This window comes from Collinsella sp. SGI.095 (assembly GCF_050314535.1).
Taxonomy (GTDB): domain Bacteria; phylum Actinomycetota; class Coriobacteriia; order Coriobacteriales; family Coriobacteriaceae; genus Collinsella.
Map to the genome: position 1 here is coordinate 122,995 of NZ_JBNPNG010000005.1, position 15,869 is coordinate 138,863.

The 15,869-nt window shown below is 57.7% G+C and carries 10 protein-coding genes; 4 read left to right on the forward strand and 6 right to left on the reverse strand.

The window, feature by feature from the left end:
* Nucleotides 1-24: 24 nt before the first annotated feature.
* The 3 genes from murJ to uvrA form a co-directional block, all read right to left on the reverse strand.
* Nucleotides 25-2,322 carry a murein biosynthesis integral membrane protein MurJ gene (gene murJ, locus ACQRCA_RS03635; RefSeq protein ID WP_427718662.1) on the reverse strand — a complete coding sequence of 766 codons (2,298 nt, stop codon included), beginning with the start codon at nucleotides 2,320-2,322 and terminating at the stop codon, nucleotides 25-27.
* Between the two features lie 3 nt (nucleotides 2,323-2,325).
* Nucleotides 2,326-2,826 carry a Cys-tRNA(Pro) deacylase gene (gene ybaK, locus ACQRCA_RS03640; protein ID WP_427718664.1) on the reverse strand — a complete coding sequence of 167 codons (501 nt, stop codon included), beginning with the start codon at nucleotides 2,824-2,826 and terminating at the stop codon, nucleotides 2,326-2,328.
* 134 nt (nucleotides 2,827-2,960) lie between these two features.
* Nucleotides 2,961-5,840 carry an excinuclease ABC subunit UvrA gene (uvrA, locus tag ACQRCA_RS03645; protein ID WP_427718667.1) on the reverse strand — a complete coding sequence of 960 codons (2,880 nt, stop codon included), beginning with the start codon at nucleotides 5,838-5,840 and terminating at the stop codon, nucleotides 2,961-2,963.
* Between the two features lie 194 nt (nucleotides 5,841-6,034).
* Between uvrA and ACQRCA_RS03650 the strand changes: the two genes are divergently transcribed.
* The 4 genes from ACQRCA_RS03650 to ACQRCA_RS03665 all read left to right on the forward strand — a co-directional run bounded on the left by ACQRCA_RS03650 (nucleotide 6,035) and on the right by ACQRCA_RS03665 (nucleotide 12,157).
* Entirely contained in the window at nucleotides 6,035-8,188 is a 2,154-nt protein-coding gene (locus ACQRCA_RS03650; protein ID WP_427718669.1) for an LTA synthase family protein, read from the forward strand.
* A gap of 145 nt (nucleotides 8,189-8,333) precedes the next feature.
* Nucleotides 8,334-9,164, forward strand: coding sequence for an Mrp/NBP35 family ATP-binding protein (locus ACQRCA_RS03655; RefSeq protein WP_427718672.1), 831 nt, complete (start codon nucleotides 8,334-8,336; stop codon nucleotides 9,162-9,164).
* The gene (locus tag ACQRCA_RS03660) at nucleotides 9,165-10,436 is read left to right on the forward strand and encodes an NAD(P)/FAD-dependent oxidoreductase (RefSeq protein ID WP_427718675.1); all 1,272 of its coding nucleotides are present in this window, start codon (nucleotides 9,165-9,167) and stop codon (nucleotides 10,434-10,436) included.
* An 80-nt stretch (nucleotides 10,437-10,516) separates the two neighbouring features.
* Complete coding sequence (locus ACQRCA_RS03665; RefSeq protein WP_427718678.1) at nucleotides 10,517-12,157, forward strand: NAD(P)/FAD-dependent oxidoreductase; 1,641 nt, start codon at nucleotides 10,517-10,519, stop codon at nucleotides 12,155-12,157.
* A 65-nt stretch (nucleotides 12,158-12,222) separates the two neighbouring features.
* Here the strand turns inward: ACQRCA_RS03665 and uvrB are convergent, their stop codons facing one another.
* The 3 genes from uvrB to coaE form a co-directional block, all read right to left on the reverse strand.
* The gene (uvrB, locus tag ACQRCA_RS03670; protein WP_427718680.1) at nucleotides 12,223-14,463 is read right to left on the reverse strand and encodes an excinuclease ABC subunit UvrB; all 2,241 of its coding nucleotides are present in this window, start codon (nucleotides 14,461-14,463) and stop codon (nucleotides 12,223-12,225) included.
* Nucleotides 14,464-14,514: 51 nt separating this feature from the next.
* Nucleotides 14,515-15,096, reverse strand: coding sequence for a lytic transglycosylase domain-containing protein (locus tag ACQRCA_RS03675; RefSeq protein WP_154517536.1), 582 nt, complete (start codon nucleotides 15,094-15,096; stop codon nucleotides 14,515-14,517).
* Nucleotides 15,089-15,869: dephospho-CoA kinase (coaE, locus tag ACQRCA_RS03680; protein ID WP_427718682.1), on the reverse strand; the 781-nt coding region annotated here is incomplete at its 5' end. The genes ACQRCA_RS03675 and coaE, both read right to left, overlap by 8 nt.

The following is a 15,869-nucleotide window of genomic DNA, read 5'->3' on the forward strand; positions in this document are numbered from 1 at the left end:
GTTGTCATGACCTGCCACGACTGCCTACCTGCGGCGAAGAAGCGCGGAGACCTCAGGCATCTTTAGAAGGACGGCAAGGCCAAAAGTCACGGCGAGTGAAACCATGCCCGCGATGCAAACATAGCCCAAGGTAATAAGAATCGATCCGCCAAGCGCTCCGACAAAACTCTCGAGCGCCCACAAAACGCCGGCACCCGCTGCGGCACCCAGGCCGCCGAGCAAAAGGCCATAGAAGCAGCCGTGCAGAATAGATTTAACCTGAAGACCCTGCAGACGACGACGCAGCCACCACAGCGAACAGCCGACCAGAATCACATAGTCGACAACATACGAAATCGCAATCGCAGGCATGCCATAGCCCAGCACCACACCAAACAGCAGAACCGAACCAGCCTGACCGATGGCAGAGTATAGGCAATAGCGACTATAGGGCTTCATGTCGAGCAACGCCGAGAAGCTCTTCTGCATCAACACGACCACGCCGTAGAGCGGCAGGGAGAGCGCCAGATAAACCAGAAACTCGGACACAAGCGCCACACCCGACTCGTCGAACTTGCCGGCGCAATAAATCATGTTGAGCGGACGGGCAAACACAATGAGATATAGCGCGAAAGGAATCAGGAAGAAGAGCATCTGGGCCACGCCGCGCGAGATACCAGCGCGCACGCTGTCATAATCCTTTTCCTGGGCATCGTGCGAAAGCTCGGTATAAAGCGCCGTCGAGAGCGAGGCGGCTATCAAGGCATAAGGCAGTGTGTACCAAAGGCGCGCATAGGCAATTACAGAAGGACCGGTCTCGGGCTGCACCACCAGCGCGGCTGCGTTGGTAATGGAAGTCGACACGAACATGCATACCGTAGCGAGCAACGTCGGGACGCCGAGCGCGAGCGTCTGTCGCAGTGCAGGATCCTTAAAGTCGATATGAATATGAGGCCGGACACCATGCTTACCGAGTGCGGGAATCTGGCACGCCATCTGGACAAAAACGCCAAGCGTCGTGCCGAGCGAAATCAAAACGACGCCCGCCTGCTCACCAAAGCAGGCAGATACGGGAGCGAAGCCCATAAAACTCGCAATGACAATCACGTTGTTGAGTACCGGGGCGAACGTCGACCAAAAGTAGTCACGATGCGCGTTAAGAACGCCCGAGAACACCGAGCCCAAGCCGTAGAACAAAATCTGAATGGCAAAGAAACGGAACATGAATGCAGCGGTATCCATGCTTCCGCCATCGCCCGAAAGGAACGACTGCGTCCAGATAAAGCCCGGAGCAAACACGGTGCCCAACACCGAAATGCCGCCCAGCAGCAAAAGCAGGATGCCGAGCAGATTACCTACGTATTCGTTTGAGGCGTCGCGACCCTGCTCACGACGCACGCCCATGTACACCGGCAAAAAGGCGGTAACCAACATACCGCCCATCACGAGCTCATAGAGCATATTGGGCAGGTTGTTGGCGACCTGATAGGAAGACGAGAGCAGCGACATGCCGATGGCGGCAGCCATAGCCCAAGTACGGATAAACCCGGTGACGCGCGACACGATGGTCAGTGCAGTCATGAGGCCGGCAGAACGGCCAACCGTAGAGTAGTCCGACGAGCCCATATCATCTACGTCGTCCTGTGATTGGGGGCTGACTTCAGTGTGTTGTCGAGAATCAACCTCGATATCAGGCTCATCGATTATCGCGAAGGGGTCGTCGACCAAAACGGCATCATCGACAGAAAAAGCTCCGTCAACAGGCGTGACATCGCTGTCAAACGAAGCGTCATCGTTAGCTACGGCATTATTACCAAACACCGTGTCAACTTCCCTGGCGGCAGCGGTTCGACCAGAAAACGACAAAAGATCCCAATCATCGTCGTCGACAGCAACGCCCTCGACCGGATCGGTCGAGCCGAGCGGTGACCACTCGTCATCCAAAAGCAACTGCTCGCCATCACCGTCGGTTGCAGGCCTCGCGGGACGATCGGCTGGGACACCCTGCAGTGCGCCCTTTCCCTGAGCCGCCATCAAAAACACCGCCGTCTCATCGGGACGCGGCGCACGAGACGTCCCGGCGGCAGGCATCCGTCCGGCACGGGATTGAGCCGCGGCCAAAAACACCGCCGTCTCATCGGGGCGAGCCGAAGAGAGAATCGTACGGGGAGGCACCGCACCGGCACCGGCGGCACGCAAATACACAGCCGTCTCCCCTGGATCTGCAGCAACGGACCAAGCGTTTCGAATCTGGTCATCGACCGAAGAAGGCTCAGGCGCGGGCGTCTGAGAAGCCGAACCCTTTGCAAAGTGAGCTCCGCGCTTCGATTCTTCCTGCGGCATCGCTCAGTCCTCTCTCGTGATCGGGGCAACCGTCGCCCCGCAAAATGCAACTAAGTCGTCGGGGGCAAGCTCAAGTTGATAGCCACGCTTACCGCCTGAGATAAAAATGGTATCCCAAAGGACGCATGTCTCATCGATCAGCGTCCGAAAGCGTTTTTTCATGCCGACTGGACTGCAGCCGCCCCGGACATACCCCGTCGCGGCAAGCAAGTCCTTGACATGCATCATGGTCAGCGACTTTTCACCAGCGGCGCGCGCGGCGGCCTTTAGGTCAAGCTCGTCGGCAACGGGAATACAGCACACAACGTGTTCGTTGGACGGCGTCACGCAAACCAAGGTCTTAAACCCCTGGCCAGGCTCCTCGCCAAGTTGTTCCAAAATTGCAACGCCTAAACCCACCGACTCATCGCCATCGTCTTCATACGTATGGAGAATATAGGAGATGCCGGCGTTTTCCAGCTCGCGCATCGCATTGGTTTTCGGCGTCTTTGCAGCCTTTGCCATGGCATGTCCCTTCCCTCGCATTCGAACGTAACGCCTAAGTATATGTCCAATTTAGCCGCATACGTCATCTCGACACACAGAAGCGCCACCGAATCGAAAGGAATCGGTGGCGCTTCTCGTACGACGGCGTCTCTTTACTGGGCGTCGAGTTGTGCCTGACGCTCGCGGTCGCGCTTGAGCAGCGGTGCCAAGAACTTGCCCGTGTAACTCTGCGAACATGCCGCGACCTGCTCCGGCGTACCCGAGACCACGACGGTTCCGCCGCCATTGCCGCCCTCGGGACCCATATCGATCAGGCGGTCGGCAACCTTGATGACATCAAGGTTGTGTTCAATCACCAGCACCGTGTTGCCCGCATCGACCAAGCGCTGCAGCACATCGAGCAGCTGGCGGACGTCCTCAAAATGAAGGCCGGTCGTCGGCTCGTCCAAAATATAGAACGTCTTGCCCGTCTGGCGTCGATGAAGCTCCTTGGCGAGTTTCACACGCTGCGCCTCGCCGCCCGAAAGCGTCGTGGCAGGCTGCCCCAAACTCACATAGCCCAAGCCAACGTCATACAAAGTCTGAAGCTTGCGCTTAATCTGCGGGATATTCCCAAAGAACGCCAGCGCCTCGGTGACGCTCATGTCGAGCACGTCCGAGATGGTCTTGCCACGGTAGGTGACCTCGAGTGTCTCGCGGTTGTAGCGTTTACCGCCGCAAACTTCGCAGGGAACGTAGATATCGGGAAGGAAGTGCATCTCGATCTTGATCTGTCCGTCGCCCTTGCACGCCTCACAGCGCCCGCCACTCACATTAAAGGAGAAACGACCCGGCGAGTAGCCGCGCGCCTTCGACTCCGGCGTACTCGCAAACAGCGCGCGAAGATCATCCCACAGGCCAATATAGGTAGCGGGGTTGGAACGCGGTGTGCGGCCAATCGGCGACTGGTCGATATCGATAACCTTATCGATACACTCGGTGCCCTCGATTTTCTTATACGGACCCACAGGGCGCGTCGAACGGTGAATAGCATTCGTAAGGGCAGGCGCAATGGTGTCGGTAACCAGGGAGCTCTTGCCCGATCCTGACACGCCGGTAACAACCGTAAGCGTACCAAACTCGATCTTGGCAGTAACGTTTTTGAGGTTGTTAGCTCGAGCGCCCGTAATTTTAAGGCAGCCGCGACCGGGCTTGCGCCGTTCATCAGGCACCCGGATCATTCGTTTGCCGGTCAGATAAGCGCCCGTCATCGACTCAGGACACGCCATGATATCGGCAGGCGTTCCCGCCGCGACTACGTGTCCGCCGTTGACGCCGGCGCCGGGCCCCATGTCGATCACGTAGTCGGCGGCACGGATTGTGTCCTCGTCGTGTTCGACGACGATGACGGTATTGCCGATATCGCGCAGGCGCTCAAGGGTCTTGATCAGGCGCTCGTTATCGCGCTGATGAAGGCCGATCGATGGCTCGTCCAAAATGTATAGGACACCCATGAGGCCGGCGCCGATCTGTGTTGCCAGGCGAATACGCTGCGCCTCGCCACCAGAAAGCGTCGCCGAGGCACGATCGAGCGTCAGATAGTCGAGTCCAACATCGACCAGAAAACGCAAGCGCTCCAGGATTTCCTTGACGATGCGCCCGCCGATAAACTGTTGGCGCTCGGTGAGCTCCAGGCCCTCAAAAAACTCGAGCGACTCACGGCACGACAGGCAACAAACCTCGTAAATGGACTTGCCGCCCACGGTGACGGCGAGCATCTCAGGGCGCAAACGAGCGCCGTGGCAGCTCGAGCACGGTTCCTCGCGAATGTACTTCTCCAAGCGCGCCTTGGTGTTCTCGTTCGTCGTCTCGGTATAGCGTTCGTACAGGATGTTGCGAACGCCCGAAAACTTGGTATCCCACTGGCTACGACGTCCGTCGAGCTTTTGGTAGTCAACCGAGATCTTCGTATCGCCCAGGCCATCCAAGAATGCACGACGCACGCGAGGGGGCAAGTCCTCCCACGGCGTATCGGCGCTTACCTTAAAGTGTTCACAGACCGCAGCAAAAATCTGCGGGTAGTAGTTCGAATTGCCAAACAGGCTACCAAAGACTCCGTCGGCAATGGACTTCGAGGGGTCCTCGATCAGTGCCTCGGCATCAACGGTTTTCTTAAAGCCCAGGCCGTCGCACTCAGGACATGCGCCATAGGGAGCGTTAAACGAGAAATCACGCGGCTGAAGATCGTCAATGGAGTGTCCATGCTCCGGGCACGCCAAGGCCAACGAATACTCCAGCAGCTCGCCCTCGGTCCCCTCGGGAGCATCACGATCGGGCAGCATGTACACATTTACATTGCCGTGAGCCAGCGCGGTCGCCTGCTCAACGGACTCGGCGATACGACCCAGAGAGTTCTCACGGATCACGATGCGATCGACCACGACCTCGATATCGTGCTTGAACTTCTTGTCCAGATCGATTGGATCGTCGAGCGAGCGCACTTCACCGTCGACACGCACGCGGCTAAAGCCCTCGGCGCGAAGGTCCTCAAACAGTTTGGTGTACTCGCCTTTTCGCCCGCGCACCACCGGTGCCAGCACAAACGCGCGGCGACCCTCCCCCGCCGCCAAGACCTTGTCGGCAACCTGGTCGGTCGTCTGGCGCTCAATGACGCGGCCGCATTCGGGACAGTGCGGGGTGCCCACACGGGCGAACAGCAGGCGCAGATAGTCATAAATCTCGGTTACGGTGCCAACCGTCGAGCGAGGGTTTTTAGACGTCGTCTTTTGGTCGATCGACACCGCCGGCGAAAGGCCGTCGATTGAATCCAAGTCGGGTTTGTCCATCTGGCCCAAGAACTGGCGCGCATAGCTCGAAAGGCTCTCGACGTATCGACGCTGGCCCTCGGCATAGATAGTGTCAAATGCCAGCGAGCTCTTGCCCGAGCCAGAAAGACCGGTAATGACCACGAGTTGGTCACGCGGAATGGAAACATCGATATCACGGAGGTTGTGCTCACGAGCGCCGCGAATAACGATAGAAGAATCAGACATGGAAGCTCCTTGCCTCCTATTGCATCGAATCATACTGCCGATGAGTTTAGCGCACTCGACGCGCACAGATGTTCGTAATACAAGATTCGCAGACCTTTAGCTTTGCGTATCGGGCGCTTTGTTTCTCGAAATGCCGTGGAAAGGTTACAGTAATCTAATCACTGAACTTAATTTGCTGTAACAGAGGAACGTCCATGACCGAAGATATCCCCCTTGAAATCACTTCGAGCGACATGGCCAATCTGCCCATATTCATCGCCGTCCTTATCGTGGCCACCGTCGTCGTGCGCGTGTATTTTTCAATCAAACACAATGAAAAGCCGCCCATTGCCCGCGTCTTTTGGTGCGCGACGCTCCTCATCCCGCTCGGCATGGTAGCTGCATGGATTACGAATCAATTGCTCGTAAATGAGGACAGTTCCCTATGGGTCCTTTCTTATTCGGCGCTCGGTGCTGCCGCCGTCATACTTCTTGTCGAGCCCTTGGTTTCGGGACTTATCGACCAAACCGATCTTGCGACGGGAACGGTTGCCTGTATTTGCCGTGACATCCTTGTCATCGCCGCTGTTTCAGCGCTCTCGTTCGTTTCACTCGAAATTTCCTGCAACGAAACGTTCTATCGCATTCCCGCCAACTCATTCGGGTTTTCCGTCGGGCTGCTCGCGACGGTTCTGCTCTCCCTTTATTTGCTGGGACAGCGTCATGGAGGCGTCATGGTCCTCGTGCCCGTCGTATGTTGCATCCTTGGCATTGCCGAGCACTTCGTCATAACGTTTAAAGGCGAGGCCATCCTGCCAAGCGATATCTTGGCCCTTGGCACCGCAATGGAAGTGAGCGAGGGATACGAGTTTACCTTTACCGCCGGAATCGTAACCTCTCTAGCCCTGCTAGAGATTTCCCTGGGGCTTCTTTCGCTTATCCGACCGAGAAAGCTCCGTACGCCCACCCATGTCTTCCCCGCAATCGCCGCTAACCTCTGCGCTTTTCTGCTAGTGACCGTTGTGGGGCTCTCGGGCTTTTCCAGCATCGACTTGGAGCAGGCGCTGAATTTTGGATTTGACCGTTGGCAGCCCATCACCACGTATGCGTCTCAGGGTTTTATCACTTCGTTCACCGAAATGGTCAACGAGTTGCCCATTGAGAAGCCCGAAGACTATACGCCCGATGAGGCGCAGAGCATCGAGCAGGAGCTCGCCGCCACCTACGACAGCACGTATGGCTCGAGCGAGCAGCGCGCGGCGGCCGTTGCCCAGTTCAATGAAATCAAGCCGACGATTGTTGCCGTCATGAACGAGAGTTTTAGCGACCTTTCGTGCTTTGAGCAGCTCCAGGCGGCCGGGTACACCGGCCCCGCATTCTACAACTCGCTTCCCGACACACTTGTTCGCGGCACCATGCTCGCTTCGGTCGCCGGTGGCGGAACGGCGAACTCCGAATTCGAATTTTTGACCGGAGCGACAACGGCCTTTGTCGGATTAGGCAAAATCCCCTATCAGCTATATCAGATGAATGGCGTCAACAGCCTGGCAAAGGACCTTAAGGAGCTTGGGTATACCGCTACCGCTATGCACCCGCAAAACCCCGTCAACTACCATCGAGATAAAATCTATCAGCAGCTGGGCTTTGGAGACTTTCTTTCAATCGGCGATTTCGAAGGTGCGCCCTGTTACCATGCCGGCGTATGCGACTACGCCACCTACGACAAGATACTCGACCTGCTTAGAACCGACGAAGCCCCGCAGTTCATCTTTGACGTCACGATGCAAAATCACGGCGGCTACGACTATGGCACCGTTCCCGCCGAAGAGCTGACAAACTATTGGGTCGAGGGAGCCAGCGAGGGCGCCAATAGCGCGCTCAACACCTATCTTACCTGCATCAACGCATCCGACCGGGACCTCGAGTACTTTATCAACGAGCTCCGCAATATCGGCAGACCGGTTGTTCTTGTCTTTTTTGGCGACCATCAGCCGAGCGCCGCAACGACTCTCAACGATGAGCTGTACCCTCAGGAAGATACGGCAAGCCACGCTTTCCGTATCTATCAGTCGACCTATTTCGTCTGGGCTAACTATGAAATCGCCGGCAATACCGAGCTCAACGTCTACGACACCGTCGGGGCAAACGAGATTGCAGCCATTACCCTTAATAAGATCGGCGCCCCGCTCACCGACTATCAAAAGGCTCTGCTTGCAACAAGGTCAGATGTGCCCGCCATCAATGTCGCCGGCTATCTTGGTGCCGACGGGCTGCGCTACGATTTGGAATCTGAAGACAGCCCATACGCCTCGACGATCGACAAGCTGCAGCGCATGCAATACCTCGAGTTCGCCAGCAAAGTTCAGTAAGCCCGCTCATTCGCTTGGGCCCATCGTATTGCAAGCACACTCGGTCCAAATGCATCACAAATGACTCCCGCTCGCAAACGAGGGTACAATGACGCTCGTGTCACATCACGGGGCCCCGGCCCCAACATATACAAAGGAGTCATACATGGGTTGCGAGCACGCACAGGCCGCCGGCGGACAAACGTCGCCGTCGCAATTTGAGGAGAACACGCTGTCCGAGGTCAAACGCGTCATCGCCGTGCTTTCCGGCAAGGGCGGTGTCGGCAAGTCGTTTGTCACCGGTGCCATCGCCACCGAGCTTGCCCGTCACGGCCACAAGGTCGGCGTCCTCGATGCCGACATCACCGGTCCCTCTATCCCCAAGATGTTCGGTATGAGCGGACGCCACGTCCATGCCCTTGGCAACCTTATGCTGCCCGAAATCTCCGAGCACGGCGTCAAGGTCATGAGCTCCAACCTGCTGCTCCAAAACGAGACCGACCCCGTCCTTTGGCGCGGTCCGGTCATCGCAGGCGCCATTAGGCAGTTCTGGAGCGAGACCTCGTGGGGCCCCATCGACTACCTGCTGGTCGACATGCCTCCGGGAACAGGCGACGTCGCGCTCACCGTCTTCCAGTCGCTGCCCGTCGACGGCATCGTCATCGTCACGAGCCCGCAGGATCTGGTCTCGATGATCGTCGCCAAGGCGGTTAACATGGCCGAGAAGATGAACGTCCCCATTCTGGGCATTGTCGAGAACATGAGCTATATTGAGTGCCCCGACTGCGGCAAGAAGATCGAGGTCTTTGGCAAGAGCAAGCTCCCCGAGGTCGCAGAGCGCTATAACCTCGACATCTTGGGCCAGCTTCCCATTAATCCGGCACTCGCCGAGGCCTGCGATAAGGGCGAGGTCGAGACCGCGCTGCCCGACGGCATGTTGCCCCAGGCCGTCTCTGCCGTCGAGGCCATTGCCCCGCACGAGACCGACGAGGCCTAAGTGAACACGAGCGCCTTCTATGACGTCCTGGTAATCGGCGGCGGGGCTTCAGGCCTCGCCGCCGCCATTACGGCCGCACGCGCGGGTAAAAGCGTCTGCATCGTTGAGCGCGATGTCGCGTGCGGCCTTAAGCTGCTTGCGACCGGAAACGGTCGCTGCAACCTCTCCAACGAATCGATTGATCCTCAGCGGTATAACCACCCCGCATTCGTCGAATCCGTCATGGGCCCCCAGCCCGAGCAAGAGCTTATGGGTTTCTTCTCCTCGCTGGGCATCATGACAACCTCCGAGGAAGGCCGGCTGTACCCGCGCTCGCTTCGCGCCGAATCGGTGCGCGACGCGCTTCTCAACGTTTGCGACCGCCTGGGTATCACCTTAATCTGCGGAGCCAACGTTGCCTCGGCGCACAAAGCTTCCGAAGGCTGGGCACTTCAAATAAACCGTCCAGCGCGGGCACTCAAGGCAAAAAAGCACGACGACCGAAAATCGGAGCTCCGCTCGCTTCGGAAGGCACTCGCCGATGTCCCTCGCAAGAACGAGGCCCTGGAGGCACATGCCGTAATTATCGCCACGGGTGGCAACCCCACCGGTATCGCCGATACGTTTAGCCTCCCCCTCACTTCGCTGCGCCCCATCCTCTGCCCCGTATCGGCAACGGTCGTCGGCGATCGGGCGGCACTCAAGACGTTGGATGGTCTGCGCGTCCGCGCCCGCTTGACGCTCACCCGTAACCATAGTGAGCTCTGGCACGAAGACGGTGAAGTACTGTTTCGAACCTTCGGTATCTCGGGCGTCGCTGTCTTCAACCTCTCCCGTCGTATCCAGCGCGGCGATACGATCCTGCTCGACGTTTTCCCCGACCTCTCTAAAGACGAGTTGCTCGATATGCTTAACCGGCGCGTTAAGCTGCTCGGCGGCTTTTCGCCCCGCGATCCCCGTTGGCTCGACGGCATGCTCGCCCCGCAACTCTCCCGCGTCGTCTGCACAGCGTTCGAGCAGTGCCATCCAGGCTCCAACGATGTCGTCCACCTGGTCTCGTTCCTCAAGCACTTTAAGTTGCTCGTCGAGGGAACAGCCGAGGAGCGCTCGGCGCAGGTCACGCGTGGTGGCGTATCTGTCGAGAGCATCTCAACACCCAGTCTACACGCGTGCAGCGTTGTCGACGCCCCGCTTTACGTCTGCGGCGAAGCGCTCGACATCGACGCCGATTGCGGAGGCTTTAACCTTGCGTGGGCCTGGATCTCGGGCATTCGCGCTGCAAGCAGCCTGTAGCCGCACAGTCTATAATCAAAAACGCATTCGGGCCGTCTGGGATACCGGACGGCCTCTTTCTTGCCTCTAAGGAGACCTCGATGATCGAACTCACCCAAGTCAACGCGTCACTCGATGAAGCCGGCGATGAAAATGCCTGCCTCATTGTTGGCAAGCGATTCGCCAAGCGCGTCCTGCGTTGCAAGGACTCCGAGATCAAGTCCATCGAGCTCCACCGCAAGTCAATCGACGCTCGCAAAAAACGAGACGTCCATTTTATCCTGAGCTTTCGTGTTGAGCTGACTAGTCCCCACCTCGAGCGAGAAGCGGTCGACAGCGTTGCCGAGCGTGACCGCTCGCGCGTACGCGCGATAGAAGACGATGAGCCTTCATTCCCCTCCCCCGTTTCCAGCGCACCTAAAGAGCGCCCCGTCGTCGTCGGTGCCGGTTGCGCCGGCCTTTTCGCCGCACTCACCCTTGCCGAAGCAGGTCTGAAGCCCTTGCTCATCGAGCGCGGCGACCCGGCATTTCGCCGCTCGCAGGCGATCGACCTCTTTCTAAAGGAGCGTATCCTCGACCCCGAGAGCAATATTCAGTTTGGTCTGGGCGGCGCGGGGACCTTCTCGGACGGCAAGCTCAATACGGGAACAAAAAATCCCGCCCATCGCCTTATCCTCGAAACCTTCGTCGAGGCAGGTGCGCCCCGCGATATTCTGTGGGATGCCAAGCCGCACATTGGCTCCGACATCCTTCCCACGGTTGTTACCGCTATATCCCAGCGCATCGAGCAACTCGGAGGTGTCGTCCGTTATCGAACAAAACTCGTCGAAATTCGCATCGACGCGTCTGGCGCCATCACCGGTATTGATGTCCAATCATCCCAAGACGCCGCTTACGAGCCAATTGAGACAAAGCACCTCATCCTCGCCTGCGGGCATTCTGCTCGCGATATTTTTGAACTCCTTAAGGACCACAACGTGGCCCTCGCACAAAAGACCTTTGCCATGGGCGTTCGCATCGAGCATCCGCAGCGCGACATCGACCGAGCCCAATATGGAGCCTCGGCGGGACATCCTGCCCTCGGAGCAGCCCCCTACAAACTCGTCGCCCATCTTCCCAACGGCCGCAGCGTGTTCTCGTTTTGCATGTGCCCCGGCGGGCAGGTTGTCGCCGCCTCTTCCGAGCAGGGCCACCTGTGCGTCAACGGCGCCAGCCTCAATGCCCGCGACGGCCGTAACGCAAATGCCGCCCTGCTCGTTAACGTCACGCCCGAGGACCTTCCCGACGATGACCCGCTCGCCGGCATCGAGCTCCAGCGCGCCTGCGAGGCGGCCGCCTATCGCCTGGGCGGTTCCAACTGGAACGCACCGGCACAACTCGTCGGAGATTTCCTCGCAGGACGCGCCAGCAAGGCGCCCGGAAAGGTAAAGCCCACCTATCCGCTCGGTGTGACCTGGACGGCAATTGACGAAGCCCTGCCGCAGCATATCGTCGAGTCGCTCCGCCTGGGACTTCCCCTACTCGGAAAAAAGCTACGGGGCTACGACCGCCCCGATGCCGTTCTTACCGGCGTGGAGACTCGTTCGAGCTCACCGGTCACTGTCACCCGAGACCGAACGTGCCATGCCGTATCGACCCCGGGCCTCTACCCTTGTGGTGAGGGAGCTGGATATGCCGGAGGCATCATGAGCGCGGCCACCGACGGTATCCGTTGTGCCGAAGCCCTGATCGCAGACCTCTAGCGAACGAATTCCAGCGCGCAAAAGACACAGGCCCCGAGCTCCACAGGGAACTCGGGGCCTGCTCGCTATTTCTTAAACCGTGCACCCTGGCGTTTTCTACCCGATGCGAACGTGGAACCCTTGCGGGCCTGCGAACGTAAGCGCTCGATCGTCTCGTCCTCAGACGCACCCTCGAGCATCGCCCGAATCTGAACGACAGCATCACGCAGGCGCGCCGCCTCCTCAAAGTCCATGACGGCAGAAGCGTTACGCATATCCTCTTCCATGGTTTCGACGATCCGCACAAGCTCGTCATGCGGTAGTTCTTCCAACTGCTCCGCAAGTGTCTGCTCGGGCGCCACCGTTTCCGGCACACCGCCCTCGCCCGACTCATCGGGCGTATAGAATGCGCCATGGCCAAGAGAGTCGCCCTTCGAGCGTCCCTTGGAGCCCACAGTTTTTTCGGCCTCGGCAATAAAACTTGAGATGTCGTTGATGGCCTTGCGCACTGTCTTGGGCACAATGCCATGTTCGTCGTTATATGCCATCTGAATCTCGCGACGGCGCCGCGTCTCCTCGATGGCCGCTTTCATCGAATCGGTCACAACGTCTGCATACATGATGACTTCGCCATCGGCGTTACGGGCCGCACGGCCAATCGTCTGAATCAGCGAACGGCGGTTGCGCAAGAAGCCTTCCTTATCGGCATCGAGAATTGCCACCAGTGAGACCTCGGGAAGATCCAAACCCTCGCGAAGCAGGTTGATGCCAACGAGAACATCGATCTTGCCCTCGCGCAGCGTTCGCAGGATCTCGACACGGTCCATTGTCGCCGTATCAGAGTGCATGTAATTGACCTTAATGCCCGCATCAAGTAGATGGTCGGTCAGGTCCTCGGCCATGCGCTTGGTCAACGTGGTCACCAGCACGCGCTCCTTGCGGGCAACGCGCTCGCGAATCTCGTCCTCAAGATCGTCAATCTGACCGCGAACGGGACGCACGTCAATCTTGGGGTCGAGCAGGCCGGTCGGACGAATAATCTGCTCCACGTCGTTTTGGCTCACCCGCAGCTCGTAGTCGCCCGGCGTGGCCGAGACGTAGATGAACTGCGGAATCCTCGCCTCAAACTCATCGAAGCGAAGCGGACGATTGTCGAGCGCCGAGGGCAGGCGAAAACCATGCTCAACAAGCGTAACTTTGCGCGATCGGTCGCCTTCGTGCATGCCGCGAATCTGTGGCACCGTCACGTGGCTCTCGTCTATGATACAGAGCATGTCCTTGGGAAAGTAATCGATTAGGGTAAACGGCGGCTCACCCGGCTTACGCCCGTCCAGATGACGCGAGTAGTTCTCGATGCCGTTGCAAAAGCCCATCGTCTCGAGCATCTCGAGGTCATAATCGGTCCGTTGCTGTAGACGTTGCGCCTCGAGCAACTTGTCGGTCGCCTTGAGCTCCGCGACGCGCTTCTCGCACTCTTCACTGATTGACTTCAAGGCCGCCTTGACCTTGGGCTTCTCGGTCACATAGTGCGATGCCGGCCACACGGGAATAGCCTCATACTCACGAAGCATCTCACCGGTAACCTCATCGATTTCGGCGATAAGCTCGACCTCATCGCCAAAGAACTCAAATCGCAACGGATGCTCGGCATAGGGCGGATACACATCGACAACATCACCGCGCACGCGGAAGGTGCCACGCGCCAAGTCATAGTCGTTCCGGTCGTACTGAATGTCGATGAGCGCATGGATAAAGTCATCGCGCTCGAGCGGTACTTTCTTGTCGATATTCGGCGCCAGCCCCGCATAGTCCTCAGGAGAGCCGATGCCATAGATGCAGGACACCGAAGCGACGACAATCACATCGCGTCGAGAAAGCAACGAGGCGGTCGCCTGATGTCGAAGCATCTCGACTTCTTCGTTAATCGAAGCATCCTTCTCGATATACGTATCGCTTTGCGGCACATATGCCTCGGGCTGATAGTAGTCGTAGTACGAGACGAAGTAGACCACGGCGTTGTTGGGAAAGAATTCTTTGAGCTCGCTCGCAAGCTGGGCGGCGAGGGTTTTGTTGGGGGCCATGACCAGCGTTGGCTTACCGAGAGCTTCGATGGTCTTGGCCATGGTAAAGGTCTTGCCCGAGCCGGTCACGCCAAGCAAAACCTGATACCGGTCTCCGTCCCTCACACCCTGCACAAGCGACTCAATGGCCTTAGGCTGTGAACCTGCAGGCTCATAGGGAGACACGACCTCAAACGGTACCTCAGAGCCCTCAACGCCAAAACGTTTGAGCTCTCCGCCAACACGCTCAACTTCAAAATCCGCCATGGATACTCCTAACTCATACATCTGCAGTATACGCAGGCGGCAGGCATAGTCCTATACGAACCGGTCGGGATAGAGGGTCTTATAGCGAACCCAGGCATTATTGACACGAATCAAATAGGCTTGCGTCTCGGGAAAGGCAATCGCGTTATGGAGCGATGTGTTTTGCTGCGCCCACCCATCGACATTGCCCATTCCGGCATTGTAAGCAGCAATAGCGCTATCCGTCGACCCATTGAAATACGTCAACAGGTATGAGAGGTACGCGCACCCAAATTCGATATTCGAAGCGGGGTCATTCAGGTCATCGGCTGAATACTCGTCCCCGTCGACAAGGCCCTTAGCGATCATATCCTGAGCGGTTTCGGGCATAAGTTGCATGAGACCTTGGGCGCCCTGATTTGATTCCGCCTCGGGATCCCAGTTTGATTCCGACTTGATGACGGCACACACCAGATACGGATCGAGATTATGCGAAATACTGGACTGCTTTACATACGCCTCATAGTCAATCGGATAGAACGGTTTAAAGAAAGCGGCGGGAGCACACGAGTAAACGAGCGAGATAAGGCCAAAGACGAAAACGACAACCAGCGGCACAAGGCGATACCACGTAAAGAAACGCGTCTTAGGCATCTGTCGTCTCCTTATCCATAGCATCCATAAGGCCATGGCGAGCAAGCCACGCGTCCAGTTGTTCAAAGAGCGAGCTGTCGCCCGCTGCGTTATCAATCACGGTCGTGGCGAGACTGCAAAGCGAAGACTCATCGGGTTGGCAAGCACAGCGAGCATCAAAATCGGATGGCTCCATACCACGGTGAATAGCGCGTTCGCGACGGACCGCTAAAGGAGCGCTAACAACCATAATTTCATCCGCAAGGCCAAAGGCGTCCTCAAAGCCAGTCGGAGCAGATACTTCGACCGCCGCAAAGGGATAGCGGGGGGACGAAACCGTACAGCAAGCAGGATCGAGAATCCTCAGCGAAAGCTGCTCAATGAGAGCGGGGTGCACAATACTATTGAGCCTTGCAACCGTATCGGGAGAAACAAAAGCTCGAGAAGCGAGAACGTTACGTCGAACACCGCCATCCTCGTCCAAAATATCCCAGCCAAACTCTTCAGCAAGAGCATTGACGATATCCGACCCCGGTACGTACAGCGATTTGGCAAGAACATCTAAATCGATAAGCAGGGCTCCGCGAGATTCCAGAAAGCGGCAGGCAGTCGATTTACCCGAAGCAATATTGCCCAAAACGAAAACGGTAAACATCAAGCCCTCCCTAACGTCAATGCGAGTAATTATCGCGCAAATACAAAGCGACGGTTCAAAAAAACAGCCAAACAGTAAGAGAGTCAAAGGAAGAGTCCGTTCACAAGGCACAGCTTGTATATAGCGCAAAAAAGGGGGG